The 25,584-nt window shown below is 37.0% G+C and carries 23 protein-coding genes; 17 read left to right on the top strand and 6 right to left on the bottom strand.

The window, feature by feature from the left end; translation table 11 throughout:
• Nucleotides 1-17: 17 nt before the first annotated feature.
• Together ACNKXV_RS02510 and ACNKXV_RS02515 are read right to left on the bottom strand one after the other, a co-directional pair.
• Nucleotides 18-656: a hypothetical protein gene (locus ACNKXV_RS02510; protein WP_417906121.1), complete on the bottom strand. Its 639-nt coding sequence runs from the start codon at nt 654-656 to the stop codon at nt 18-20.
• The gene (locus ACNKXV_RS02515; RefSeq protein WP_417906122.1) at nt 657-1,661 is read right to left on the bottom strand and encodes a tyrosine-type recombinase/integrase; all 1,005 of its coding nucleotides are present in this window, start codon (nt 1,659-1,661) and stop codon (nt 657-659) included.
• Between the two features lie 761 nt (nt 1,662-2,422).
• Between ACNKXV_RS02515 and ACNKXV_RS02520 the strand changes: the two genes are divergently transcribed.
• The 4 genes from ACNKXV_RS02520 to ACNKXV_RS02535 all read left to right on the top strand — a co-directional run bounded on the left by ACNKXV_RS02520 (nt 2,423) and on the right by ACNKXV_RS02535 (nt 7,441).
• Nucleotides 2,423-2,560, top strand: coding sequence for a hypothetical protein (locus tag ACNKXV_RS02520; protein WP_417906123.1), 138 nt, complete (start codon nt 2,423-2,425; stop codon nt 2,558-2,560).
• A 203-nt stretch (nt 2,561-2,763) separates the two neighbouring features.
• Nucleotides 2,764-3,516, top strand: a complete 753-nt coding sequence (locus ACNKXV_RS02525; protein ID WP_417906124.1) for a sterol desaturase family protein — start codon at nt 2,764-2,766, stop codon at nt 3,514-3,516.
• 176 nt (nt 3,517-3,692) lie between these two features.
• The gene (locus tag ACNKXV_RS02530; RefSeq protein ID WP_417906125.1) at nt 3,693-6,752 is read left to right on the top strand and encodes a T9SS type A sorting domain-containing protein; all 3,060 of its coding nucleotides are present in this window, start codon (nt 3,693-3,695) and stop codon (nt 6,750-6,752) included.
• A complete protein-coding gene (locus tag ACNKXV_RS02535; RefSeq protein WP_417906126.1) occupies nt 6,749-7,441 on the top strand; it encodes a fibronectin type III domain-containing protein in 693 nt (230 codons plus the stop codon). The genes ACNKXV_RS02530 and ACNKXV_RS02535 overlap by 4 nt, the downstream gene beginning before the upstream one ends.
• A gap of 63 nt (nt 7,442-7,504) precedes the next feature.
• On the opposite strand, the gene ACNKXV_RS02540 is transcribed toward ACNKXV_RS02535, so the two are convergent.
• Nucleotides 7,505-8,383 carry a DUF808 domain-containing protein gene (locus ACNKXV_RS02540; protein WP_417906127.1) on the bottom strand — a complete coding sequence of 293 codons (879 nt, stop codon included), beginning with the start codon at nt 8,381-8,383 and terminating at the stop codon, nt 7,505-7,507.
• Nucleotides 8,384-8,769: 386 nt separating this feature from the next.
• Here ACNKXV_RS02540 and ACNKXV_RS02545 point away from each other — a divergent pair, with 386 nt between their 5' ends.
• Nucleotides 8,770-9,393, top strand: a complete 624-nt coding sequence (locus tag ACNKXV_RS02545) for an SGNH/GDSL hydrolase family protein (protein ID WP_417906128.1) — start codon at nt 8,770-8,772, stop codon at nt 9,391-9,393.
• A 109-nt stretch (nt 9,394-9,502) separates the two neighbouring features.
• On the opposite strand, the gene ACNKXV_RS02550 is transcribed toward ACNKXV_RS02545, so the two are convergent.
• Nucleotides 9,503-11,629, bottom strand: coding sequence for a catalase (locus ACNKXV_RS02550; protein WP_417906129.1), 2,127 nt, complete (start codon nt 11,627-11,629; stop codon nt 9,503-9,505).
• Between the two features lie 806 nt (nt 11,630-12,435).
• Here ACNKXV_RS02550 and ACNKXV_RS02555 point away from each other — a divergent pair.
• The 3 genes from ACNKXV_RS02555 to ACNKXV_RS02565 all read left to right on the top strand — a co-directional run bounded on the left by ACNKXV_RS02555 (nt 12,436) and on the right by ACNKXV_RS02565 (nt 16,570).
• Nucleotides 12,436-13,866, top strand: a complete 1,431-nt coding sequence (locus tag ACNKXV_RS02555; RefSeq protein ID WP_417906130.1) for an exonuclease domain-containing protein — start codon at nt 12,436-12,438, stop codon at nt 13,864-13,866.
• A 178-nt stretch (nt 13,867-14,044) separates the two neighbouring features.
• Nucleotides 14,045-14,638 carry an HD domain-containing protein gene (locus ACNKXV_RS02560; RefSeq protein WP_417906131.1) on the top strand — a complete coding sequence of 198 codons (594 nt, stop codon included), beginning with the start codon at nt 14,045-14,047 and terminating at the stop codon, nt 14,636-14,638.
• Between the two features lie 108 nt (nt 14,639-14,746).
• Nucleotides 14,747-16,570 carry a sodium:solute symporter family protein gene (locus tag ACNKXV_RS02565; RefSeq protein WP_417906132.1) on the top strand — a complete coding sequence of 608 codons (1,824 nt, stop codon included), beginning with the start codon at nt 14,747-14,749 and terminating at the stop codon, nt 16,568-16,570.
• Nucleotides 16,571-16,621: 51 nt separating this feature from the next.
• Here the strand turns inward: ACNKXV_RS02565 and ACNKXV_RS02570 are convergent, their stop codons facing one another.
• Both ACNKXV_RS02570 and ACNKXV_RS02575 read right to left on the bottom strand, forming a co-directional pair.
• Nucleotides 16,622-17,305 (bottom strand): porin family protein, encoded by a 684-nt coding sequence (locus ACNKXV_RS02570; RefSeq protein WP_417906133.1) that lies wholly within the window; start codon nt 17,303-17,305, stop codon nt 16,622-16,624.
• Between the two features lie 162 nt (nt 17,306-17,467).
• A complete protein-coding gene (locus ACNKXV_RS02575; RefSeq protein WP_417906134.1) occupies nt 17,468-17,782 on the bottom strand; it encodes a rhodanese-like domain-containing protein in 315 nt (104 codons plus the stop codon).
• A gap of 150 nt (nt 17,783-17,932) precedes the next feature.
• Here ACNKXV_RS02575 and ACNKXV_RS02580 point away from each other — a divergent pair, with 150 nt between their 5' ends.
• The 9 genes from ACNKXV_RS02580 to trpB all read left to right on the top strand — a co-directional run bounded on the left by ACNKXV_RS02580 (nt 17,933) and on the right by trpB (nt 25,537).
• On the top strand, nt 17,933-18,385 hold the full coding sequence (locus tag ACNKXV_RS02580) for a MarR family winged helix-turn-helix transcriptional regulator (RefSeq protein WP_417906135.1): 453 nt from the start codon (nt 17,933-17,935) through the stop codon (nt 18,383-18,385).
• Nucleotides 18,369-19,022, top strand: a complete 654-nt coding sequence (locus ACNKXV_RS02585; protein ID WP_417906136.1) for an NAD(P)H-dependent oxidoreductase — start codon at nt 18,369-18,371, stop codon at nt 19,020-19,022. Before ACNKXV_RS02580 ends, ACNKXV_RS02585 begins: the two co-directional genes overlap by 17 nt.
• A gap of 15 nt (nt 19,023-19,037) precedes the next feature.
• Entirely contained in the window at nt 19,038-19,607 is a 570-nt protein-coding gene (locus ACNKXV_RS02590) for a YceI family protein (protein WP_417906137.1), read from the top strand.
• A 220-nt stretch (nt 19,608-19,827) separates the two neighbouring features.
• Nucleotides 19,828-21,222, top strand: coding sequence for an anthranilate synthase component I family protein (locus ACNKXV_RS02595; protein ID WP_417906138.1), 1,395 nt, complete (start codon nt 19,828-19,830; stop codon nt 21,220-21,222).
• A gap of 1 nt (nt 21,223) precedes the next feature.
• On the top strand, nt 21,224-21,847 hold the full coding sequence (locus ACNKXV_RS02600; RefSeq protein ID WP_417906139.1) for an anthranilate synthase component II: 624 nt from the start codon (nt 21,224-21,226) through the stop codon (nt 21,845-21,847).
• A complete protein-coding gene (trpD, locus tag ACNKXV_RS02605; RefSeq protein ID WP_417906140.1) occupies nt 21,844-22,839 on the top strand; it encodes an anthranilate phosphoribosyltransferase in 996 nt (331 codons plus the stop codon). Before ACNKXV_RS02600 ends, trpD begins: the two co-directional genes overlap by 4 nt.
• A gap of 10 nt (nt 22,840-22,849) precedes the next feature.
• The gene (gene trpC / locus ACNKXV_RS02610; RefSeq protein WP_417906141.1) at nt 22,850-23,653 is read left to right on the top strand and encodes an indole-3-glycerol phosphate synthase TrpC; all 804 of its coding nucleotides are present in this window, start codon (nt 22,850-22,852) and stop codon (nt 23,651-23,653) included.
• A 2-nt stretch (nt 23,654-23,655) separates the two neighbouring features.
• On the top strand, nt 23,656-24,354 hold the full coding sequence (locus tag ACNKXV_RS02615; RefSeq protein ID WP_417906142.1) for a phosphoribosylanthranilate isomerase: 699 nt from the start codon (nt 23,656-23,658) through the stop codon (nt 24,352-24,354).
• Nucleotide 24,355: 1 nt separating this feature from the next.
• Entirely contained in the window at nt 24,356-25,537 is a 1,182-nt protein-coding gene (trpB, locus tag ACNKXV_RS02620) for a tryptophan synthase subunit beta (protein ID WP_417906143.1), read from the top strand.
• The last annotated feature ends 47 nt before the right edge of the window (nt 25,538-25,584 follow it).

Here is a 25,584-nt window from a genome sequence, read left to right on the forward strand (position 1 = left end):
TATAGGGTATACGAAATTTAGGTGGAATGAAATACCATCTTTTCAAATTGAGGTATCAGGGAGGGATAATCATTTTTTAACAATATTAAAACAGCCTGGATATCTTTGTTAGAATAGCCTTCTAAACCTCTACTATTATTAATGGCATTATATTTCATTTCGAAATTTTTCCAGCCAATTTTATATTCCTTGGCCAAAGCTTTAATTTCACTTGTTTTTTCATGAAAAGGAGGCATAATTTTATTTTCCTGTAAAAAATAATAATACAGTGCCCATTGAGCTGCAGTAGTTTTTATATCTTTTTCAGAAATAGCTTCTGTTTCTCGAGTCTTTAAAAATTTCAGTATTTTACCAAAACTAATACAAAGATTTTGTGCGACCATTCGGTCTATTTCTCCATTCTCTTTCCTAATTTTCTCATATACCTTCCAAATTACACCATCGCCATTCAATAAGCTTTTTGGAAACCACCCTATGGTATCACCTGCAAAGCCTCGATCAATCTTCGCAGTTTCCAGACACTTCTGATACCATTCAGTTTGCAAAGAAATGAACTCATCTTCGTCGTTATCTTCGTAGGCATTTACGAAATCATTCTTAATTTTTTCATAGTTTCGTTTATACTCAGTAAGAGTAAAGAATATTTCATCAATCATTTATTCAGCTTTCTTTACGGTATTGAAATTTATTTTAAAAGTTTCTGCTACGGCTTCTTTCTTAGCGTCATCATCAACCTGATAATACTGGTTTAAGGTTTTTAGGTCTTTATGTCCCGTAATTTTCGAAATAAGCTTATCACTTTTCCCGTCTCTTTTCAGCATTGTAATAAAAGTCCTTCTTGCCGTATGGGTGCTAACTCTATCCTTAAATAGAACAGGAATTCTTTCTACCTGTTTTCCTCGAATAACGATTCTTTCAACTTCATGAGTATATCCTGCTTTTTCAAAAACTTCTTTGATGTACTCATTTTGTTTTTGATTTGCAATAAGTGGTAGTTTATATTCGTATTTTCTGAGTAGATAGAGTGCTAAATCATTTAAAGGAATGGTTCTTACCTCCTTTTCAGCTCCTTTCTCCTCTTTTAAATGTAGAAGATCATCTTTAACACTGGTTTTGGAAACCAAGCTTAATTCTCCAAATCTGAGTCCAGTTATACAAGCAAAAACAAACACGTCTCTCACTCTTTCTAGACGATCATTTTTGAAGTCATGCTGCATTAGCTTTTCAAGATCAGTTTTCTGCAATGCTACTTGCGGAATGATGACCTTTGGAACCTTTTGCATTTCTCTAAATTCTTCATTGTAAGTATACCCATTTTTAAATGCCCACAACATGAAAGTCTTGAAAAGTCCAAAGTTCCTAGAGTATGTATTATTTACATGTTGCTTTTCACCCATACAATAATCTGTAAATTCAGCGTGAAATTTACTATTAATCGCATTAAAGGTCAGTTTGTACTTTCTATCCTTTTCAAATTCTTTAAGGATATTCTTAATATTCTTATATCGCTTCTCAGTGGAAGGCTTCCACTCCTGATTCTTTATCTTTTGATCCATAAATTCATCATAGGCATCGAAAAAAATGTTCTTCCCCCCTGGCGCCTTTTTGAATTGCTCATCAAATTCCTTTTTTAGAAGCCTCGACGTGAAATCTACTTGCATGGAGATACAACGGTTTCGGATTTCATTAAAAATCCTTGAATACCGATCTAATTGACCTTTAATAATTCCCCTATTAGCTGCTTTATTTTTCCCTTTAGTTCTTGGAATGCGTCCTTCCTGATCCCAATGAGCTGGTAAAATTCTTTCGCCTGTGGAGTACACAAACTTTTTTCCTTCCTCTTTAAAATAGCAAGAAAAGTAAATTAATGATTCCTTTTTTGACTTGGGTTCTTTGAGATAAAAAGTGCTGGTCATTGGATTATCTTTTACCGATCCGGTGACAATATAAGGTGACAAGATCGGTGACAATATTACATATAATTACTATATAATCAAATGATAATAAGTTTAAGTTTATCAACAATACCAGGCATTTATCAAGTAACCATAACAGTTGAGTAAAATTAAAACTAAATAAGTTCGATAGCCTCCGACTCCACTATCAAGCGCAGCGATGCTGCGGATTAAAACAGGAAAATCCCGCTAAACACATTGGTGTTTAAGTGGGATTTTTTCGTTTGAGACGCCAGGGTTGTAGGGACAAGAAAGAATAGCTGCATTTACAGAAAGGGGACAATTCTATATATGTTGGCTGCACTTCCAATTTTACACGAAGGGAAAAGAAACATATTACCAGGCTCAACTCGAAATTTAAAAACCAGTTAACACTTGATTGTTAAACACTGTTAGATATTTTCTTATCGACCTTCAAAAACCTTTTCCTTAAGCTAGAAAATAATAATTTTAAAACATACTATCTTATGGAAACACCAAATTACGACAAGCAACAAGGGAAACATCCAATTCCACATGCCGAAGGAATTGCAAAAGATGAGAATGCCGAGATCAAGAAGAAAAAGGATGATGCCTCAAAGAAAAAAGATAAGAAAGAGGAATAGGCAGCAAATAACATTTTAATCCCGTTCTCCAAGGAGCGGGATTTTTTTTTGGAGAATCCTTTAGCTTCTCAAGGATCAGGATGCATGTATCCAATTTACAATCAGAATTTAAGAAAGCTTTAATCCTGGATTTCTCAGCTTATAAAAGCAAAAACCTAACTTTATTCTGCAACAAATTTTCGGGTTTAACCCCCGGGCATAATATGGATATTCTAACAGATTTGCTGAGATTTTTTATTTTTTATACGGGTGTATTTTTTCTGCTTATCGTATTCCGCTACTTTCTGGCCGCGGGAATCTTTTACTACTATTACTACATAAAGAATAAGCAAAGACACCTTTCAAAAAAGTTAAGCAAGCGAAAGCCTAAAAACCGGCAGATTAAAAATGAAATCAAATGGAGTATCATTTCTTCTGCGATTTTCGCCGTTGCCGGGACGCTTATATATTATATGTATGAGCAAGGCTTAACAGGCATTTATATAAGTGTTGGCCTATCTGATATATTTTATATACCCTTCAGCTTGTTGTTGATCCTACTTATCCATGAAACTTATTATTACTGGATTCACCGATGGATGCACCTTCCTGCGATCTATAAATATGTTCATAAAGTGCATCATGACAGCCTTACTCCCACTCCCTGGACCGCATTTTCCTTTCATCCATGGGAAGCTCTGATAATGGCCATTATCATTCCGGCGGTTTTAATATTTCTTCCCGTTCATCTATATGTCATCATGTTCTACCTTATCCTAATGACCATTAGCAGCGTTGTGAATCATTTAGATATTGAGATCTATCCCAGAAAGTTTAGAAACAGTATTATTGGCCAGCAGTTTATAGGTGCGACTCATCATCATTTTCATCATTCAGAATTTAATACAAATTATGGTCTGTATTTTACCTTTTGGGACAGATGGCTGAAAACTGAAAGTAAGCAGATGCCTCAATAAAAATATTACTGCCGTGAACTTTTCACTTGACCAAAGGGATTAACCACGAAAAATTCCAATTATACCATTTTAGAAGAACGGAGCTTGTAGGATTGGGTACCTTTTCAGTTGGCTGGATGAAACAGGGGCATTAAATATTTTTTATATATTTAACACTTCAATCATCCCCGGTTTAAATGAATACATTGTTTTCAAGGATACTCCTTTGTGTTATCCTTTTTCCATTTTTGGCCACAGCCCAGGAAATGCCCGATCCTTTAGTCCCAACCGAACGTATAACCTATGGAAGTAATGACCACACCAGCCGGGATGCAATATTTTTTTCAGAAAAAGACAGCCGTGGAAATTTAATAGTTGCTGGATATACAGAAAGAGATTTTTCATTTGCTGATGTTAAGATCATCAGTCTTAATGAGAACCTGGAGGAGAACTGGAGCAACCAGTTGTCCTGGGACGGTGTTAGTTATGATTATCCTATGAATCTCCTGTTAGATAAAGATGATCATATCTGGGTGATTTCAAAGAATTATATCGGGGGATCCGAGGCCAACTATATAATTGTAAGATTTAGCCCTTCCGGTGAAAAGCTTTGGGAATACAAATCACCCGAATCCCTGGAGAGTCATACTCTCAACGTGAATCAATATTATTATTTTATTGATGATGACGGCTACCTCAACTTTACATATCGGGAGAAACCGGAGAATGGTGACTTACATCTTCCCCAAAACTTTTTTAGAATATCTCCGGAGGGAATACCTTCTGAAGAATTTCAAGCCAATGGGCCATTTTCGCATTTATCCTATTCCGGGGAGCACTATAAGGGATTTAGCTTAAAGTATATAAACCAGCAGGAACTTTTATATTATGTGAAATTCAATAAAACTGAATATAAAGAGGAATTTTTAGACCTAAACGTAGATCAAATTTCCGAAATAAGTAACACTCTTTTTGAGAAAACTACCAGTTCTTTTATTGATCGTGATGGAAATTATATTTACGTGGGAGGTGGAAAGTTTATAAATGAGGCTCAAAAACAGCATCCCGGGAATATTATCTTATCCATTTCCCCTGCTAATCAAATCAATTTCTACGTTGAAGATGAAGGTATAACCGATAAATATATTTTAGACGCATTTGTAAATGACAAAAATGAAATTATCCTATTAAGTAACACTCAGCCAAATTCTGATGTAGTTAATGAACCATTCCTAACTCTAGAAAAATATGCCAATAATGGGGACCTTCTATTCAAAAAGAGGATTGAAGCGGTAACAGGAAATATGGGAAAAATTGCAGACGGAGAAATTCTGGTTCGAACATTATCTGGCGATTTGCACAAGTACGACCTTGATTTGAACCTGCTGGAGTCGATAAGGGTTACTCCAACCGAAGTATTTTTTCAACCACAGGACCTCCACTCTATCAATGGAAATACATTTTTAGTAGGAACCACAATTTCTTCAAAGTATGAAGGGTCAGATTTTGTTTCTGAACAGAATTATTATGTTAGGAAATTTGAGAATCAAAATCTTACCGCAGAATTTAATTATAATGGTGAAGGCACCTCAGGGCATTATTATTACCACATGATTCAGGATACCAATAGTGATATTCTTGTTTCCTGCAGAGAATTCTACGGTCCTAATAATCTTTTAAAGGGAGGCTCCAGGGCTCCATATAAGAAAAAAGTAATTCGTTTTAATTCTAAGCTGGAATACCTGAATCAGGAGGTTGTAGAAGAAAATTTTCATTTATGGAAGGAACCCGATTTAACCTTCGAAGCTATGAATGGTGATCATTACAGATATGAAATTTCTGAAGACGAAAAGACCATACATTTCTATAAAAATGAAATACACACCTGGGAACGATCACTATTTCTTGGAGCTGGTAAAATTAGCTATCAGCATGTTATTGACAAAGAAGGAAACCTTCTTATAACCTCCACCTTGTATGAAAGTTATGAAGGCAAAATTCATAAGTTAAGCCCAGAAAATGATTATAAGTATATTCCTACAGGAGATGTCGTAGGCAGGATGGCTATTCTGGATAATGACAAAATATTCAGTTTTTTAAAAGATTATTCGATAAGAGTTTATTCACCAGAGCTTGAGTTGCTAAGCCACAAGCAGTTTGATAAAGATTACTTCGATGGAGAGTCCTACCCTACACTTATGGTAAAGAACAATAAGGTTTTACTTAATGTAAGACATAGGCAACTGGTAATGGTGTTCAATCAATTTGGAGACTATGAGAGCAGGTTCCGTCTTGATGGTCAAATGCATCCAAGTGTTGCCTTTTTCGATGAAAACGATGTGCTTAATGTATATCATACGGTTGGAAAAGGAGTTTATCTCGCACATGGCTTTAGCTGGACGCGGCTGGCGATAAGCCGATATTCCAATATAGTAGATGATTTTATTGGACAAATTGAAGATCGTGATCAGGATGGTGACGGAGTTTTGGATTTTAGTGATCTATGTCCCAACACTCCGGCGGGGCAACCTGTTAATGAAAAGGGTTGTCCAATTATAATTCTGCCTGAGGACAACTTTTCTTTATCAACGAGAGATGAAACCTGCAAAGGCAAAAACAACGGCCATTTTAGGATTAATGTGCTTGAAGAGCATAATTATATTGTTAATTTAAATGGAGAGGAGCATGACTTTAACCTGGGCTTAAGCTTTGAAATGCTCTCCCCGGGAAATTATACAGCTTGCATGAGCGTAAAAGATCAACCTCATACAGAAAAGTGCTTTGAATTTGAAATTAAACCGGGTCGAACCTTTGAGGCTGACAGCAAAATAGACAACAAAACAATGACAGTTAAAGTAAAGGACGGAAGCGGACCTTTTCATGTTAGAGTAAATGGAATTGAATCCGGCATTTATCATAATTCGAATTTCGACATCTCCATACATGACGGAGACCGGGTAGTCGTAAAATCTTCCAAAATTTGTGAAGGGAATCTGGAATTTCTGGTAAGCCTGGCGAATGTGCATCTGGTTTCGAATCCGGTTGATGAGGAAGCGTTAATAGTGATTCCAGGTTCAATTAATGATCTTGTATTTGTTCAAGTTTATACCAGTTCAAGTCAACTGGTCTTTTCAGAAAAATTAAAGCCGGATAACGACCAAAAATTAAGAATAGACACCTCAGCTTTTCCTACCGGGATATATTATGTACAGGTGCAATTAGGAAAACTACATTCCCTTAAATTGATTAAAAAATGAAAATAATTTTTCGATTCGTTTATATAATACTGGGTCTTGGTATTACGGCATGTTCTGGAGAAGCTGTAGAAGGATCTAAAGGCCCCAGTAACAAAGCACCTTCAGCTCCCAGGCTAATATCTCCGGAAAATGCTTTGGCCTGTTCTTATTCCCCTCTATCCTTTGAATGGGAAACTTCTACAGATCCTGAAGGAAATAATGTGAGCTATTATTTAGAGGTTTCAAAAGACGAAAATTTTAATGATCTCTTTGCTCAACGGGAGGTTGACACAACTAAAGCAACTCTGGATTTAGACAAGGGTTCGACCTATTACTGGAGAGTTTTAGCCATGGATGAAAAAAAGAAAAAAAGTGGCTATGATGAAACCCGTTCATTTTATACCGAACCTAACCTTGCTTATAATTCCATTCCACAGACCCCACATTCAGAAACTCCTGTAAATAACTCCAGCATAAATGAATTTTCTGTTTCTCTGGGATGGGAAAGTCAGGATGCTGATGGTGACTCAATAAAATACGATCTTTACTTTGGCACTGACAATCCTCCATCTTTAATCAAGGAAAATCTGATTCAAACTTCATTAGATGTAGAACTTGAACTAAATACCACTTATTTCTGGCAAGTTGTCGCTAAAGATGATAAAGGAGCAAAAGCCATAGGCCCGGTCTGGACCTTTAATACGATCTAGGGCCTTTTGTTATAAGAATTGCAGATAAGGCTTGAATCTCAAAAAAGGAAACGAAGGATTTTATTATTTTTTAGAAACAGCTTTCCAAACTTTCTTCCCTAAAGCAACCAGCAGTAGCACTACAATCCCGACTATAAGGCCAATTAAAAACTCCACCATAATAGCAGGGATATTTTCGAGGATGCCATGAAGAAAATGGATATTATGTGTAAAAATTCCTCCGGCAACTAGGAGTAAAGCTATCGTTCCAATAATCCCAAGACTTTTAATAACCCATGGCAATGCATTCACAAGAAGTTTTCCAACTTTATCTGAGAAACTATCATCCCTGTCGTTTAAATCAATGAGTTTCGCGCCAAATTCATCCATACGAACAATTAGGGCAACTATCCCATAAACTCCAACGGTAGCAACCAAGGCGATCAATGAGACCACCATGATTTGGGTGACTATAGGCTCACCGGTAACTGTACCCAAAGCAATTATTACAATTTCTACGGACAAAATAAAATCTGTAAGAATTGCCGATTTTATCTTTTCCTTTTCATGGGCCAGTACTTCTTCTTTAGAGAGATCTTCTAAATCCTGAATTTCGGAATGATGCTTATGAGGGAATAAGTATTCATAGATCTTTTCAGCTCCCTCGTAAGCCAGATATAAACCTCCAATTACAAGAATGACGGTTACTGCTGTGGGCAAATAAGCACTTAGAAGAAAGGCTATGGGAAGTATGATCAATTTATTAAGAAAAGACCCCTTGGTAATTGCCCATAAAACGGGAATCTCTCTGGAGGATAAAAACCCTGATGCCTTTTCGGCATTTACGGCCAGATCGTCTCCAAGAATCCCTGCGGTCTTTTTACCGGCAACCTTGCCCATTACCGCAACATCGTCCATAAGTGCTGCTATATCATCTAATAATGCGAAAAATCCTGAAGCCATTTAATATAAGTTTTCTTTTATGCCTGGGGAAGTTCCTATTTTTAGTTGAATTGAAAAAAAAATTATCAATTTGTTAGCAGCCAGGTGGGAAATTCTTCATTCCTCTTTAAAATTAGATATATCTATTCTAGAAATATTCCCTGAGGCAGAGATACCCAGTACATTACCAAACAACTTCCCTAAACCAAGACGAATTCCTGACTTTAAATTGAAAAATTAAGGATTCTGAACTTTTTACCACATTAATATTTTAGATTTAACCTGATCTCTTTTTACAAACGAAGATTTATAATACAAGTTAATTTTTGCACATCCCAGGCCGGGCTACAGATATCCAGTACAGAATTGAAATTTAATTAATCCAATTACCGTAAACCAGACAGACCATGAAAACCTTAAAATACATCCTGGTTTTATCCATTTATTTAATCTGCATTTCCTTTACCATAGTAGACCCGGATTTTAAAATTCTTTTTGTTGGAAACAGTTTAACCTATACCAATGACTTGCCTAAACTTGTTAAAAAATCCGCCGCAGAAAAGGGAATGGCTATTCAGGTAGAAACACTCGCTTACCCCAATTATGCGTTAATTGACCACTGGAAGGACGCTAAAGTTCAAAAACTAATATCGAACAATAATTATGACCTTGTAATTGTGCAACAAGGCCCGTCTTCCCAGGCTTATGGAAGAAAGATCCTGTTGGAATACGGAAAGAAATTTAGTGACCTTTGTAAATTGAATAACTGTAAATTGGGTTATTTCATGGTATGGCCATCCCGGGAGTATTTCCATACTTTTGAAGGAGTGATAAAAAATTACCGCGAAGCTTCAAAAGCTCATGCAGCCATCCTATTCCCGGTAGGCGAGATTTGGAAAGAACATTTTGAAACAACCGGCGATTTTGATTATTATGGTGCAGATCAATTTCATCCTTCTAAAAAAGGGAGTCTTGCCGCGGCGAAAGTGATCGTTAATGAACTAATGAAGTTGAAAATTACTTCTGAATAAAGTCCTCTATTGTTGGGTTTCTTTCACAGAGAAATTAGCATTAGCTAAAGAAAATCCCGCCTAAATTAAGCGGGATCTATTTTTAATAAAACTTGTACCTGAAAGTAAATTAGGCCGGGATCATTTTTGCCTGATCCTCTCTTTTCCAATTTCGGTGCATAGCGATAGCTTTTATAAAATCTGCAGGTTTTTTATTGATGCAAACCGCCTCATCATCTTTGAAATCTTTTCCATAGGTTTCATCAAATAATTCCTCAGCTTCAGTATCCACAGCGATGGCCTTACAATGTTTTAAAGCTTCGTTTATAAATTTCTTTGCCTTTGCTTCTTTTTTCAAAGCTTTTACACTTTTAGCTCCCCCCGGGATATAGATCGCATCAAAAGCGACACTTTCCGTAGTCATTATAGCGGCATCAACTTTATGCTTTTTATCATCTGAAGCTTGTACCGTTCCTCCATGAGGGGCAACCAGATTTACGATTGCATTTTTCTTTTCGAGCTCTTCTTTCATAGCAGTAGCCTTTTCTGCATTAAAGCCATCACTTACCAAAAAGGCAATTTTTCTAGTCGCAATACTATCGGTTTTAATGTGAGTTTGACTTAGTGCCTCAGATTTATCAAGGTAGTCCTTTCTTTCCTTAGGTTCATTCTTAGTACCGTCATCATCTGCTCCAATAGCCTGGTTTACCGGTTTTTCAATTTTTGAAGGAATCTTCAATCCCAGATTATCTGCAACCTTTTTCGCCAGATCTTTATCTATTTTTTCAATAAGCCACAACATACGCTCCTTAATATGGTCCTGGGTACATTTACCCAGTTCAAACGAGTAAGCATCTGCAACATGATTTTTTCCCCAATCTTCTAAACTTCTGTAAAAAATTCCCGGTTGGGAAAAATGGTCGTTAAAACTTTCACTACGTGCTCTCACCTTATTGGCGTCTATCCTTTCTTCATAACTGGTAAAACCTCCATCGGCCATTTTTGCCAAATGTGGACATCCTCCGCCCATCGAATTAGGAAAATATGCTGTATTCCCTTTATTTATAGTCATCCTCATATGACCATCCCGCTGATTATTATGCACGGGATTAATTGGTCGGTTAATTGGAATCTCATGAAAATTAGGACTCCCCAACCTGGAAAGTTGAGTGTCTGTATACGAAAATAGTCTTCCCTGCAGCAATGGGTCATTACTAAAATCTATCCCGGGAACTATATGCCCCGAATGGAAGGCAACCTGTTCAGTTTCTGCAAAGAAGTTATCCGGGTTACGATTAAGGGTCATTTTTCCTATACGCTGTACCGGCACCAATTCTTCCGGGATAAGTTTGGTAGGATCTAAGAGGTCAAATTCAAATTTATGTTCATCTTCTTCAGGAACTATTTGCAGTCCTAATTCCCATTCCGGAAACTGCCCAGAATCTATCGCATCCCACAAGTCCCTTCGATGAAAATCACTATCGGCACCATGAAGTTTCACTGCCTCATCCCAGGTTACAGATTTTACCCCCAGCAAAGGTTTCCAGTGAAATTTAACGAAATGAGATTTTCCTTCTTTATTAATTAATCTGAAGGTATGAATTCCAAATCCTTCCATCATTCTTAAACTTCGTGGAATAGCACGATCACTCATAACCCAGATATGATTATGCATAGTTTCCGGTGTTCGCGATATAAAATCGTAAAAGGTATCGTGCGCTGAGGCTGCCTGGGGAATTTCGCGATGAGGCTCAGGTTTAACCGCGTGAATAAGATCTGGAAACTTCATAGCATCCTGAATAAAGAAAATGGGCATATTGTTTCCCACAAGATCAAACACACCTTCTTCAGTATAAAATTTCACGGCAAAGCCCCTTACATCCCGGGCCAAATCTGCAGAACCTTTGGATCCAGCCACCGTGGAGAATCTGGCAAAAACCGGAGTTTTTCTACTGGTATCTGTAAAAATACCGGCTTTAGTATATTTCTCCTGACTTTCATATAATTCGAAAATACCATGAGCAGCACTCCCTCTGGCGTGGACAATTCGCTCCGGAATTCTTTCATGGTCAAAATGGGTGATCTTTTCCCTTAATATAAAATCCTCTAAAAGCGTTGCTCCCCGCTCTCCTGCTTTTAGAGAATTATTAGTATCATTTACTTTTAAACCCTGATTAGTAGTCATGGTTTGGCCCTCTGCCTCAGATAAGTTTTTCTTTAAATCCTTGTCTTTGGCATTATCTTTATCCTTCTTCATTTTTGAGAAATTAGTTCATTTAAAGTTATCGCAATGAATGAGTTACATCCCTCAAATCCTTGTTAAAGATTTAGCAATTATTTCTTAATTCGGAAAAAAAATTATTCCTGGTTACGAATGGATTTATACCAATTAATAAGTCTGATTTACATCGGTCTGAATTAAGAACTGTTCGTATTTTCTTATATAAGAAGCTGATGGTAGGTAGGTCTTTACAAGACAAAACTAAATTGCTCTTAAAAGCAGATCAGGAAATAATTTTTATTATCGCCATCAAAGAATTAGAGGAAATAAATTATATTTTCTCCCGTAAATTCCTTCTTAGAGAGAATTATTGCACTGAAGTAATCTCTAATAAATTATTTAGGAGGAAGTGAAAATTGCAGAATACGTACCTCCTAAAAATGAAACAGCCCTGTTGTAGGGGACAGGACTGTTTCATTGTTAACCAATTAATTCTAAAAAATTCAATCTTGCAAATAAAGTTCAACCGTGCATTTAAACCATTTAAAAGCACCGTTGCCCAGCATTCCAGTTCAAATTTGGTGCAAAAAAGGTCATCTCTATTTCAATTCCGTTCAATATAAAAACTTATTTTATTTCATTAAAATCCTTAACTTTTCTTTTGAACAGTTTTAAGGACTTTTTAAAAAAAATTTAAGGGCCAGGTGATTTTCATAAAACAAGTCTTGAACCTGTATTAATCGATAAGCTTCAATTTCCCTGAATAGCTTAATTTCGGAAATTTTCCATCAATTAGGATTTTTTCCTTTTCATTTTAGAGGTTTTGTAGTAATTTGCGCGGTATGAAGGATTTGAAATTCGCAGTAGTCGATATCGAGACAACGGGCAATGGCATTAAAGGCAACCGAATTACTGAAATTTGTGTTATAATTCTTAACAATGGTGAGGTTGAAGAAAAGTTTACTTCCCTGGTCAATCCAAGTCAGTCAATACCCCTTTATATTGAAAGTCTAACCGGGATCAATGATGATATGGTTAGTTCTGCTCCCGCTTTTTCTGAAATTGCAGACGAGGTATTAAAAATTACCAGGGATTGCATTTTCGTGGCCCACAATGTAAATTTTGACTATAATATTTTAAGAGCTGAATTTGCTGCCATTGGAATGGAATTTAAACGAAAGCGAATATGCACCGTTAGACTAACCAAAAAGCTTATCCCGGGCTTATTCTCCTATAGTTTAGGCAACATCTGTACTTCCATAAATATTCCTCTCTATGACCGGCATCGTGCTGAAGGAGATTGTGAAGCTACCGTGATCCTTTTAAAAAGATGTTTGTCGCTGGATGAAAACGGAGAGGTTATCGACGAGTATTTGAAAAGAAAAAGTGGTGCCGATTATTTACCTCCGAATTTTAAAAATTCAGATTTCGATAAACTCCCTACTGCAACCGGAGTTTACTTTTTTAAAGATAAGGACGGAGTTCCTCTGTATATAGGGAAAGCAAAAAATATAAAAACCAGGATCAAATCTCATTTTCAGGAAAAAAGCAATCGAAAATATGAGTTAATGCAACAAACTCATAGTATTGATTTTGAGCTTACCGGAAGCGAATTTCTGGCACTATTACGCGAAGCCGAACTTATTCTTAAGTTCTATCCTAAATACAACAAAGCTCAAAAGAAGGTTTCCAGACCATATACCCTTACTTCATATCATAATCAAAAAGGCATTGAAGTATTCGCACTACATAAAAATAAAATTGCGCCTGTAAGCTGGATGAAATTCTATACCAGAGAAGAAGCGATCAAATTTATGGAAGAATTATGTATAAAATTTGAGTTGTGTCCAAAGTACTGTGGCCTTCAGGCACAGGTAAATGCTTGTGATCATTATAAAATCATGGAATGTAGTGGGGTTTGTGAAGAAAAGATCTCTGTGGAGGAATATAATTCGAGAGTAGCGAAAGCCCATGAATTTATTGGTCATTACGATGATTCCTGTTTATTACTGGAAAAAGGCCGGACTAAAGGTGAAAGATCCTTTATTTATTTAAATAAAGGGAAATACGCCGGATATGGGTATATAGGCCCCATGGACGAAATGAACCACCCGGAAGAATTCACCAATTATCTTATTCCGGCAAAAACATCCAGTTATGCTGATAGAATTGTAAATAGATATATTAATTCAAAAAAGAACTTATCCAGGATCCCATTAACGCAAACCAACGAGGTGCCACATGAAGAAGAAACCGAACTCTGGTTTTCTTGATTCCCTTTAAAAGCTAAAGGCATATAGAATTTAATCACCTTAAGAATAGGGATATCCTGTCATCCTATTTATATATTAAAGACCGTAAATTAAATTTTTAAAGTATATTGCTGTAAATCAGCCTTAAAACTCATGTATCTTTTACTTTCCCTGCAGAAAAAAATCCTTTCGTTTACAAATGAACAACCGGGAATTTCATAAAATCAGGGATAATGTGCTAGCTCGCCTGGAAAGTGAACTTCCACCCCACCTTACTTACCATGATGTGAAACACACCATGGAAGTAGTTGAAAATGTAGAATTCCTGGCTGAGTTAAATTCACTGAATAATAAAGATACTATCCTTATTAAAATCGCAGCTTTATATCATGATTCCGGCTTTATAATAAGCAAGGATAATCACGAAGAGAATAGTTGCCGTCTTGCCACCAAAGATTTGGAACAACTTCAGTTTCCTCAGGATGTTATTGAGTTTGTTTGTGAAATGATACTCGCAACCAAAATTCCTCAGGATGCAAATAACATATCCCAGCAAATAATTGCAGATGCAGACCTGTTTTACCTTGGAACCGATAAGTATAACCACTATGCCAAAAAGCTTTTTAATGAGTTAAAACATTTCAAGCCGGAAATTACCCAACTTGAATGGTTAAAAATTCAAATTGAATTTATGGAACAGCACCGGTTTTATACCCAATACGGCCAAACTGAACTTGCTCCCGTTAAAATGAATCATCTAAAGCGCTTAAAAGTTACCAGAGATTCCCTTTAATCTCCTTATTTCGTTTGTCACTTTTATTCCGGATTTCACCTCAATAATTATTTTAACTTTTTCAATAATATTAGCGTTATTGTAACCTAATAAATTGAAAGTATACGCATGATCCAACTTGCCACTATAGATTACATTCTAATCTTTTCATTTTTTGCTCTTACTCTTGGAATAGGCTTTTATGTTTCTAAAAGGTCTGGAAAAAGTTCTTCTGAATATTTTCTTTCAGGAAGAACCATGCCCTGGTGGTTACTGGGAGTTTCTATGGTTGCCACTACTTTTTCTACAGACACTCCTAACCTGGTAACAGATATTGTTCGAACCAACGGAGTTTCGGGAAACTGGGTATGGTGGGCCTTTTTATTAACGGGTCTGCTAACCGTTTTTATATATGCCAAGCTCTGGCGCAAGTCAAATGTGAATACAGATATAGAATTCTATGAATTAAGGTATGGAGGTAAACCGGCAAAATTTCTTCGGGCATTCAGGGCTATATATCTGGGAGTAATATTTAATGTTCTTGCCATGGCAGCCGTAACTCTTGCTGCGATTAAAATAGGTCAGGTGATGTTAGGCCTTTCTGCTTTAGAAACTATTGCTCTTGCTGGAATTGTGACCGTGGTATTTAGTACCCTTGGTGGTTTTAAAGGAGTTGTTTATACTGATTTCATCTTATTTTTTACCGCTATTATTGGCGGAGTTGGTGCAGCATATTACTGTGTAAATCTTCCGGAAATTGGAGGCCTCCATAATTTATTAACTCATGAAAATGTAAGCGGGAAACTGGACCTGATCCCGGATTTTAGTAATACAGAAGCTCTCATAACTTTACTAATAATTCCCCTGGCCGTACAGTGGTGGAGCGCGTGGTATCCCGGAGCCGAGCCTGGTGGAGGTGGTTATGTAGCCCAGCGAATGCTGGCAGCTAAAAATGAAAACCATGCCATGGGAGCAACATTTTTCTTTAATGTGCTTCACTATGCCTTAAGACCCTGGCCATGGATTATTGTAGCACTGACTTCCATAGTTATCTATCCCGATATCGCCAGTATTCAGCAGGCATTTCCTAATGTAAGCGCAGATAAATTGGGCCATGATCTTGCCTATTCAGCCATGCTTACTAAACTACCTACTGGCCTCTTAGGTCTGGTTATCGCGTCCTTGGTGGCTGCTTATATGTCGACTATTTCTACCCATTTAAACTGGGGCTCATCGTATATAGTAAACGATTTTTATTCAAGGTATATTAAAAAGGATGCTTCGGAAAAAGAGCTGGTAAATGTTGGTCGTATAAGTACTGTAATTTTAATGGTAATTAGTGCTGTTTTAGCTCTTGTGCTGCAAAATGCTCTACAGTTATTCAACCTCATTCTTATGTTTGGAGCTGGGACCGGACTTATTTTCTTATTGCGATGGTTCTGGTGGAGAATCAATGCCTGGAGTGAAATTACGGCTATGTTAGTATCGGGCATCATTTCCATATTATTCAACTTTACAGGAGTAGGAATTTACCTTTTTGGCGGAACGGACAGCATTACAAATTCCGTTCTCACCGGGGTGTTACCTGGCTGGGCAACTTATCCACTTGTGGTTTTGGTTACTACAGTGGCCTGGCTTGTAGTTACATTTTTAACCAGACCGGAAAAAGAGGAAGTGCTGATTAAGTTTTATAAACAAACAGAGCCCGGAGGCCCGGGATGGAAAAGGATTACCCGGCATATTAGCAATTCAAAGGTTCAAACAACATGGAATGTTCCATCTGGCATCCTGGCTACGATCCTGGGTTGTTTCACCATCTACGGCGCTCTTTTCGGAACCGGCTACTGGATCTATGGAGAATATTTTAAAGCATCAATATTAACCGTAATGGTTCTGCTATTATCCCTTCTTTTGAGAAAACTATGGTTCAGAATAAAATCGGATATTTTCTAAAATAAAAATGCTCCATTATCTGGAGCTTTTTTATTAATTATTTCGGGATTTTTAGAAATAGCAACCACCTTTTCGTCTACCCGGATTTGCTGCACTATCAAATATTTTAAAACTCAGACTTAACAGGATTTGATTAAGCCTGGCATCATCAAAATTTGCTTTGTTGATACCGTAGTCGGCATTAATTATATCAAGGCCTTGAGATTCTGCAGTTGAAAGTGAATGATCATACCTAAGATCCAGTTCAAATCTTCCAAAACCAGCCTTTACACCTATTTGACCAGCCAGTGGAGTATTTTGTGCTATTATTGTCTGGTTTGGCGGTTCAGTTCCTTCCAGGGTTCCATCCAGAATATTCTGGTAAGCAGGACCTCCATAAATATCTATAGGACCCCATATATTGTAACCAAAAAGTAATGGAACACTTATTTTATCAACAGAATATATTGCAGGAGCTTTTGGGAATGGAAATTCCGTTTCCATAGCGCTGTAAATGAATTCCGGTCTTAGGAAAAACTTACCGAATCTTACTTCGAAAAAGGCACCTCCATGAAATCCCACCTGGGACTCAGCTTCAACGGTACCATCAAAATAAAGTCCGTTAGAACTATTTCCGGTTATTTGACCTCCCATTACATAATTGGCTCCACCTTTGATTCCAAAACTAAATTCCTGAGCATTAGCGGCGGAAAAAAAGAAGAAACCAATAAATAATAAGTAAAATGCTTTATTCATGATCATAGTATAAATCGCGGACAATCGGGGTTAAATATATCAATTTAATGGACTAATTAAATAGTCCTTCCTATGTTTTTAACGTAAAAAAAATGTTTTGAGTATTTGAAATATAAAGCACCATCGAATAATGGTGCTTTATATTTTAAATAATTAGGTAATCTATTTAGTTTCAGATTCTCCCTGCCATTCAGAAAATCCACCTTTCAAATTATAGGTTTCGCTAAAGCCCATTTGATCCAGCAGACTACAAGCCTGAGAACTTCTTTTTCCGGAGCGGCAGTATATATAATAATGTTTGGATTTATCCAGTTTTTCAACTTCGTCTATAAATTCCTGTCCTTTATATATATCTATATTTTTCGAATTCGGGATGTACCCCTCTTCTACTTCTTCCTCGGTACGAACATCAAGAATAACAGATTTTTCATCGTTTTCCATCTTTTCTTTCCATTCCTGCTGAGATAACTCTTTCATGTTTGTAGGTTTAAAAGTTTTGATATGTAAAGATAAGTTTATTTTTTCTCTGAGAAATTTTATAGCCGCTCTTCAGTCAATTTAACAAAAGATTAATGCTGATATACTAAAATTCACTTATATTTGTACCTACAATTGTTGTTTATACAAATGAAAATAGAAACACTTTTAAAAACAAATAGTGATTTAGCCCTTTCAAAGAAACTGGTGCTCAATATAATTGTGACAGCGAATCATATTAGTGAAAAAGTGCAGGAAGCAATTAAACCTTTTGGAATAAGCACTCCGCAATTCAATGTGCTTAGAATTCTACGAGGTCAAAAGGGGAAACCGGCGAATCTCAGTACTATTCAGGAACGTATGGTGAGTAAAATGAGTAATACCACCAGATTGGTTGACAAACTCGTAGAAAAGGGTTTAAGTGAACGAATTACCTGTCCCTCCAACCGAAGAAAGGTAGAGATTAGAATTACTGAAGATGGATTAAATCTTCTCTCGGAACTGGATCCGATTATAGAAAATATCGAGAATAGTTTTATTAATAAACTAAATGAAAAAGAAATAGAAACTTTAATAATTAAACTTAATGAACTCAGAAGTTAAAACTCAAAATACTTACAACGAAGATCTAAACTGGCGCTATGCGACCAAAAAATTCGATGCATCTAAAAAGTTATCTCAAGAGGAACTAGAACAGATTTTAGAAAGCATACAACTTACGGCATCTTCTTACGGTTTACAACCTTACGAAGTAATTGTGGTGGAGAATGAAGAAATCCGTGAAAAATTAAAAGCAGTAGCCTGGAATCAAACTCAGGTGACTGATGCTTCCCACCTATTAGTTTTCGCCAACCTTACTAAGGTGACTGAAGGTTATGTACATAACTATCTGGATAACATTGCTAATACCCGTAATATTTCCCGTGAAGACCTGAAAGGGATGGAAGACATGATAAAAAATACCGTTTTGCAATTACCTGCACAGGCACAGGAAATCTGGGCAGCGAAACAGGCCTACATCGCACTTGGAAATTTATTATCCTCTGCCGCAAACTTAAAAATAGATACCTGTCCTATGGAAGGTTTCGATGCTGAAAAATTTGATGAGATTCTTGGTCTAAAAGAACGAAATCTTACTACTGCAGTTATTGCTCCAATTGGATTCAGAAGTTCAGAGGACTACTATCAGGATCTTGCTAAAGTAAGAAAAGCAAAATCAGACTTAATTGAAATAATATAACTTAATTATAATATCATGAATAAAGGATTTTTAAAAAGTGCCGTTGCTATCGTTGTTGTGTTTACCACACTTGCATTTAGCCAAATTAAGAAAGAAGTAAATATTGAAGCCAGTACGGTTACCTGGACAGGTGAAAAAGTGACCGGTTCTCACCAGGGAACAATTGCCCTCGAAAAAGGTTTCTTTCTTATGGAAGATGATAAAATTGTAGGCGGTGAATTTGTGATGGATATGAGCAGTATTCAGGTTACCGATCTAAAGGGTGAAAACAGACAAAAACTAGAAGGCCACCTTAAATCTTCAGATTTCTTCGGAATAGAAAAATTCCCTGAAGCTAAATTGGTTATTACAAGTGCCGCAGCTAAAGGAAATGGAAAATATGGAATAGTTGGTGATCTTACTATTAAAGGGGAAACTCATCCCATTACATTCGATGTAATGATGGAAGGTGATTCAGCTAAAACCCATCTAACCATCGACAGATCTAAATATGATGTTCGATATGGTTCCGGAAGCTTTTTCGACAATTTGGGAGACAAAACCATCTATGATAATTTTGAACTGGATATTGTTTTGAAATTCTAATTAAATAATCCCGGGAATTTCCCCGGGATTATTTTAAGTTAATTTATTTGATTACAAATAATTGATTTCTATCTTTGAGCTCATGTTCAAAACTAAAAGAAATAACTGGTGGTGGAATAACTTACGTGAAAACTCGTGAGCTGATACGCCATTCCATAAATAGAATATAAAAGGCTTGTCTCACGACAAGCCTTTTTTTATTCCACAAATTCAAAATTGAATGTTTAAACTTACTACTCAATACAAAAAGATCCTTGCAGATACCATCACCCCGGTGAGTATCTATTTAAAACTCAGGGATAAATATCCCAACAGCCTGCTTCTGGAAAGTAGTGATTATCATGCCAGTGATAATAGTTTCTCCTATATCTGCTGCAATCCTATTGCCTCATTCAAAGTAGAACAAGAAGAAATCACTGAAAAACTTCCTGATGGTTCTGTGGTGAATACACCCATAGATGCTTCAGTTTCCATACCTGAAGCTATACAGAATTTCTCTAAGAAATTCCAAACAGATGCTTCAGATTTTAAATTTATAAATAATGGAATATTTGGTTACATCGCTTATGATTCTGTACGGTATTTTGAAAATGTAGAAATCCGTAGAAAGGACAAAGACCTCCAAATTCCTGATATTTATTATGCCGTTTATCAAAATATAATTGCCATCAATCATTTCAAAAATGAGGCATATATTTTTGACCACAGCTATGATTCGACAAGTAATCTTAAAGAAATTGAGCAGTTACTGAAGGTTAAAAATTTCGCGACCTATAATTTTACCAGATCAGAGGATCCTTATTCAAATTTGAATGACAAGGAATATAAAGAAGTTGTAAATGCTGCCAAAGAGCATTGTCATCGGGGAGACGTTTTTCAAATGGTTCTTTCCAGAAGATTTTCTCAGAAGTTTAAAGGAGATGAATTTAATGTATACCGCGCACTAAGGAATGTAAATCCTTCCCCCTATTTATTTTATTTTGATTACGGGAATTTTAAAATTTTTGGAAGTTCACCAGAAGCTCAATTAGTCGTAGATCATGGCCGGGCAGAAATTCATCCTATTGCCGGGACTTTCAAACGTACCGGAAACGATGAAAAAGATGCTGAAATTGCCAAACAACTGGCGGCAGACGAAAAGGAAAATTCTGAACATGTGATGCTGGTTGATCTTGCCCGTAATGACCTCAGCCGGAATGGAAAAGATGTAGTGGTAGAAAATTATAAAGAGATCCAGTTTTTCTCACACGTAATACATCTTGTAAGCAAGGTTACCGGAAAGATTAATAAGAATATTGCCACTCCACAAATCGTTGCTGATACCTTCCCGGCAGGAACTTTAAGCGGAGCGCCCAAACCCAAGGCTTTACAATTGATCGAAAAATTCGAAAATGTAAACAGAAGTGCGTATGGTGGGGCAATTGGATTTATGGACTTTGAGGGAAACTTTAATCACGCTATCATTATTAGATCTTTTGTGAGTAAAAATCACGAATTACATTATCAGGCAGGTGCAGGAATTGTTTCTGAATCCAAAGCAGAAAATGAATTACAGGAAGTGTATAACAAATTAGGAGCTTTAACCAAAGCATTGGAATTAGCTGAAGAAATTTAGAATGAAAGATAAAATGAAAATACTGGTCATAGATAATTACGATTCTTTCGTATACAACCTGGTTCATTATCTGGAAGAACTCGATTGCCTGGTCACCGTAAAGAGAAACGATCAGTTAGATATCGAAGATGTCGAAAATTACGATAAAATATTACTCTCACCCGGTCCAGGTATCCCGGATGAAGCAGGACTTTTAAAATCCATTATTCAGGAATATGCAGCTTCAAAAGGTATATTGGGAGTCTGTCTCGGTATGCAGGCCATTGGAGAAGTTTTTGGAGGACAATTATTGAATCTTGATGATGTTTACCACGGTGTGGCCACAGATATTGAAATATTTGTTGATGATGAATATTTATTTGATGGTCTTGATAAAACCATTCAGGTAGGGCGATACCATTCATGGGTGGTAAAAAAAGATCTTCCTCCTCAACTTCAGGCGACCAGTTATGACGAAAAGGGAGAAATCATGTCTCTAAGACATACTGAATTTGACGTACGCGGAGTGCAATTCCATCCCGAATCTGTTTTAACACCAACCGGAAAAACAATGATCAAAAACTGGGTAAATCATTCTGAAACTGCCCAAACTACTATAAAGGAAGCTGACGAAAAGACTATATGAAAGAATTACTGAACAGGCTAATAAGCCATGAAACCATCACCGCAACAGAAGCTAAGCAGGTAATTTTCAATATCTCTGAAGGACGGTATTCTGAAACTCAGATCGCAGCTTTTCTAACAGTTTATATGATGCGTAGTATTACCATCGAAGAACTGGAAGGTTTTAGAGATGCACTACTGGAATTGTGTATAAAGGTTGATCTCTCTGCTTATGATGCGGTTGATCTTTGTGGAACCGGCGGAGACGGAAAAGATACTTTTAATATTTCCACCACCTCTTCCTTCGTTACAGCCGGGGCAGGTGTAAAGGTTTCAAAACACGGAAATTATGGAGTATCTTCCATTAGCGGTAGTTCCAATGTAATGGAAACGCTTGGGATCAAATTTAGCAGTGATAAGGATTTTCTTGAAAAATGTATCGAAGAAGCGAATATTTGCATTCTTCATGCTCCCTTGTTCCACCCTGCCATGAAAAATGTGGCTCCGGTTAGAAAAAGCCTGGCGGTTAAAACCTTTTTTAATATGCTGGGTCCTATGGTGAATCCTGCATTCCCAAAAAATCAACTGGTTGGGGTGTTTAGTCTGGAGCTAGCGAGGATGTATGCATACTTGTACCAGAATACAAATAAGAACTATACCATATTATACGCTCTTGATGGCTATGATGAAATTTCGCTTACAGGAGAAACCAAGAGTATAAGTAATAACACTGAAAGAATTTTAAAACCTTCAGATTTTGGTGTTTCTCAATTAACTCAAACTGAAATTGCCGGTGGAGGAACCGTTGAAAGTTCAGCTAAGATTCTGGTAGAAATTTTAAAAGGCAACGGTACTACTGCCCAGGAAAACGTGGTTTGTGCCAATGCAGGGATGGCGATTGCCACCTCTCGTAATCTTAGTCCACAAGATGGATTTGAAGCTGCCAGGGAGTCTATAAGATCGGGCAAGGCGTATGAAAGTTTTAGAAAATTACAGGAGCTGAGCCAAAAATAAAATAAGAGCAATGAATATTTTAGACAAGATCATAGCAGATAAATATCGGGAAGTAGAATTAAAAAAGTCCTTAATTCCGGTTTCTCAATTAGAAAGTTCGAAACTTTTTGAAAGAGATACGGTTTCCCTGGCGGCAAACTTAAAAAGTTCATCCAGCGGAATAATTGCGGAGCATAAACGCAGGTCTCCTTCAAAAGCTGTTATCAACCAAAACCTGAATGTACAGGATGTGGCTGTGGGGTATGAAAACGCAGGAGTTTCAGGAATTTCGGTTTTAACAGATTGCAAATATTTTGGCGGATCCCTGGACGATCTCGTGTATGCAAGAGCATCGGTTAAAACGCCTATTCTTAGAAAAGAGTTTATCATAGATGAATATCAGATTTTAGAAGCAAAAGCATACGGTGCAGATGTGATCCTTTTGATCGCTGCAGTGCTGGACAAAAATCAGCTTAATAGATTGGCTGATTTCGCAAAAAAATTGAAACTTGACGTATTACTGGAAGTTCATGACCTTCAGGAATTGGAGAAATCCCTGGATGCGAAGGTGGATATGATTGGTGTAAATAACCGGAACCTGAAAACATTTGAAGTTGACATTGCTAACTCCAAGAATCTGGCTTCTAAAATACCAGATCATTTCATCAAGGTTTCAGAAAGTGGGATAAGCAACACTATTGCCATATCTGAACTTAAAGAATATGGTTATAAGGGATTTCTTGTAGGTGAGAATTTTATGAAGACCACCGATCCGGGAAAGGCGGCTACAGATTTTATCTTTGAACTGGAAACTCAATTTAAAAAGTCAGTTTAAAAATGGGAGAACAGAATCTTACTACCCCTGCTTCAGGACAAAGTTCAGGATTAAGTTTAAAAGTTTGCGGCATGCAGCAGGCTGGGAATATGATTCAGGTTGCCGATATTCAACCGGATTATATGGGCTTTATCTTTTATGAAAAATCTCCCCGATATTTTGATGGGAACTTACCCGAACTTTCTTCTGAAATTAAAAAAACCGGCGTTTTTGTTAATGAAACTCTTTCCATAGTATTAGAAAAGGTCACCACATATAATCTGAATGCAATTCAGCTACACGGAGAGGAATCGGCTGCATTTTGCAAACAATTACGAACAGAATTACAAAAAAGAGGAAATACGCCAGAGCTCATAAAAGTATTTAGTGTAGGTAGTGATTTTGATTTTCAGGAGATCAAAGCCTATGAAGGTATAGTTGATTATTTTCTCTTTGACACCAAAGGAGAATTTAAGGGCGGGAACGGTGTGGAATTCGACTGGAAAATTTTAAAAGATTACCCTTCCTCCACCCCATTCTTTTTAAGTGGCGGAATTGGTTTGGAACATGGCAAGGCTATTGCAGAATTAAAGAGGCATTTTAATTTAAATGGCAAACCCGAAATTTTATACGCGGTGGATGTAAACAGTAAATTTGAACTGAAACCCGGGTTAAAAAAATTGAAAGAATTAAAAGAATTCAAAGAACAGATAAATTCATAAAATGAGCTATCAGGTTGATGAAAAAGGATATTACGGGGAATTTGGGGGAGCTTACATTCCCGAAATGTTATATCCTAATGTTGAAGAATTAAGATCCAGATATCTGGATATCATGAAAGAGGATTCCTTTCAAAAGGAATTCAGGGATCTATTAAAAGAATATGTGGGACGTCCTACTCCTTTGTATTACGCAAAACGCTTCAGCGAAAAATATGGCACGAAAGTTTACTTAAAACGCGAGGATCTTTGTCACACAGGAGCGCATAAGGTTAATAATACCATAGGGCAAATCCTGATGGCTCAAAAGCTTGGAAAGAAAAGGATCATTGCCGAAACCGGTGCCGGGCAACATGGAGTAGCAACTGCGACTGTTTGCGCCCTTATGGGAATGGAATGTATCGTTTACATGGGAGAAGTTGACATTGAGCGTCAATCCCCTAACGTGGCCAGAATGAAAATGCTGGGTGCCACGGTAGTTCCTGCAAGATCCGGTAGTAAAACCCTAAAGGATGCCACTAATGAAGCTATAAGAGACTGGATCAATAATCCTGTGGATACACATTACATTATAGGATCTGTGGTAGGACCACATCCGTATCCAGACATGGTAGCAAGGTTTCAAAGTGTGATATCTGAAGAAATAAAAATTCAGTTAAAGGAGAAGGAAGGCACTGAAGATCCTGATTTTGTAATTGCCTGTGTGGGCGGCGGCAGTAACGCAGCCGGAGCCTATTATCACTATCTGGATAACCCAAAAGTTGGGATCATAGCCGTTGAAGCTGCAGGAAAAGGTATAGATACCGGGGAAAGTGCAGCTACTTCTGCCCTTGGAAAACCAGGGATTATTCATGGAAGTAAAACACTTTTAATGCAAACCGGTGACGGACAAATTACCGAGCCTTATTCCATTTCAGCAGGATTGGATTACCCCGGAGTTGGCCCAATGCATGCCAATTTATTTACCAGCAAACGCGGTGAATTTATTAGCATTACAGATGATGCCGCCATGAAAGCCGGACTTGAACTCGCAAAACTCGAAGGAATAATTCCGGCGATTGAAACATCTCATGCCCTGGCTGTTTTTGAAACCAGAAAATTTAAAAAGGATGATTTGGTAGTGGTAAATCTATCAGGCCGCGGAGATAAGGATCTTAATACCTATATCGATTATTTTAAATTATAATCCATAGCGGTTCCTTAAGCAAGTTAAAAAATCACCTTTAACGGTAT

Origin of the sequence: Christiangramia aquimixticola, from assembly GCF_048285835.1 — a bacterium.
Classification (GTDB): Bacteria; Bacteroidota; Bacteroidia; order Flavobacteriales; family Flavobacteriaceae; genus Christiangramia; species Christiangramia aquimixticola.

What these genes read in the sequence shown, in the direction of transcription:
- ACNKXV_RS02525 (WP_417906124.1), top strand. Translation starts at nt 2,764, where the DNA reads ATGGATATTCTAACAGATTTGCTGAGATTTTTTATTTTTTATACGGGT.
- ACNKXV_RS02515 (WP_417906122.1), bottom strand. Translation starts at nt 1,661, where the DNA reads ATGCAAGTAGATTTCACGTCGAGGCTTCTAAAAAAGGAATTTGATGAG.
- ACNKXV_RS02585 (WP_417906136.1), top strand. Translation starts at nt 18,369, where the DNA reads ATGAACTCAGAAGTTAAAACTCAAAATACTTACAACGAAGATCTAAAC.
- ACNKXV_RS02530 (WP_417906125.1), top strand. Translation starts at nt 3,693, where the DNA reads ATGAATACATTGTTTTCAAGGATACTCCTTTGTGTTATCCTTTTTCCA.
- ACNKXV_RS02565 (WP_417906132.1), top strand. Translation starts at nt 14,747, where the DNA reads ATGATCCAACTTGCCACTATAGATTACATTCTAATCTTTTCATTTTTT.
- ACNKXV_RS02600 (WP_417906139.1), top strand. Translation starts at nt 21,224, where the DNA reads ATGAAAGATAAAATGAAAATACTGGTCATAGATAATTACGATTCTTTC.
- ACNKXV_RS02540 (WP_417906127.1), bottom strand. Translation starts at nt 8,383, where the DNA reads ATGGCTTCAGGATTTTTCGCATTATTAGATGATATAGCAGCACTTATG.
- ACNKXV_RS02615 (WP_417906142.1), top strand. Translation starts at nt 23,656, where the DNA reads ATGGGAGAACAGAATCTTACTACCCCTGCTTCAGGACAAAGTTCAGGA.
- trpC (WP_417906141.1), top strand. Translation starts at nt 22,850, where the DNA reads ATGAATATTTTAGACAAGATCATAGCAGATAAATATCGGGAAGTAGAA.
- ACNKXV_RS02550 (WP_417906129.1), bottom strand. Translation starts at nt 11,629, where the DNA reads ATGAAGAAGGATAAAGATAATGCCAAAGACAAGGATTTAAAGAAAAAC.
- ACNKXV_RS02545 (WP_417906128.1), top strand. Translation starts at nt 8,770, where the DNA reads ATGAAAACCTTAAAATACATCCTGGTTTTATCCATTTATTTAATCTGC.
- ACNKXV_RS02560 (WP_417906131.1), top strand. Translation starts at nt 14,045, where the DNA reads ATGAACAACCGGGAATTTCATAAAATCAGGGATAATGTGCTAGCTCGC.
- ACNKXV_RS02570 (WP_417906133.1), bottom strand. Translation starts at nt 17,305, where the DNA reads ATGAATAAAGCATTTTACTTATTATTTATTGGTTTCTTCTTTTTTTCC.
- ACNKXV_RS02590 (WP_417906137.1), top strand. Translation starts at nt 19,038, where the DNA reads ATGAATAAAGGATTTTTAAAAAGTGCCGTTGCTATCGTTGTTGTGTTT.
- ACNKXV_RS02575 (WP_417906134.1), bottom strand. Translation starts at nt 17,782, where the DNA reads ATGAAAGAGTTATCTCAGCAGGAATGGAAAGAAAAGATGGAAAACGAT.
- ACNKXV_RS02535 (WP_417906126.1), top strand. Translation starts at nt 6,749, where the DNA reads ATGAAAATAATTTTTCGATTCGTTTATATAATACTGGGTCTTGGTATT.
- ACNKXV_RS02580 (WP_417906135.1), top strand. Translation starts at nt 17,933, where the DNA reads ATGAAAATAGAAACACTTTTAAAAACAAATAGTGATTTAGCCCTTTCA.
- ACNKXV_RS02555 (WP_417906130.1), top strand. Translation starts at nt 12,436, where the DNA reads ATGAAGGATTTGAAATTCGCAGTAGTCGATATCGAGACAACGGGCAAT.
- ACNKXV_RS02520 (WP_417906123.1), top strand. Translation starts at nt 2,423, where the DNA reads ATGGAAACACCAAATTACGACAAGCAACAAGGGAAACATCCAATTCCA.
- trpD (WP_417906140.1), top strand. Translation starts at nt 21,844, where the DNA reads ATGAAAGAATTACTGAACAGGCTAATAAGCCATGAAACCATCACCGCA.
- ACNKXV_RS02595 (WP_417906138.1), top strand. Translation starts at nt 19,828, where the DNA reads ATGTTTAAACTTACTACTCAATACAAAAAGATCCTTGCAGATACCATC.
- ACNKXV_RS02510 (WP_417906121.1), bottom strand. Translation starts at nt 656, where the DNA reads ATGATTGATGAAATATTCTTTACTCTTACTGAGTATAAACGAAACTAT.
- trpB (WP_417906143.1), top strand. Translation starts at nt 24,356, where the DNA reads ATGAGCTATCAGGTTGATGAAAAAGGATATTACGGGGAATTTGGGGGA.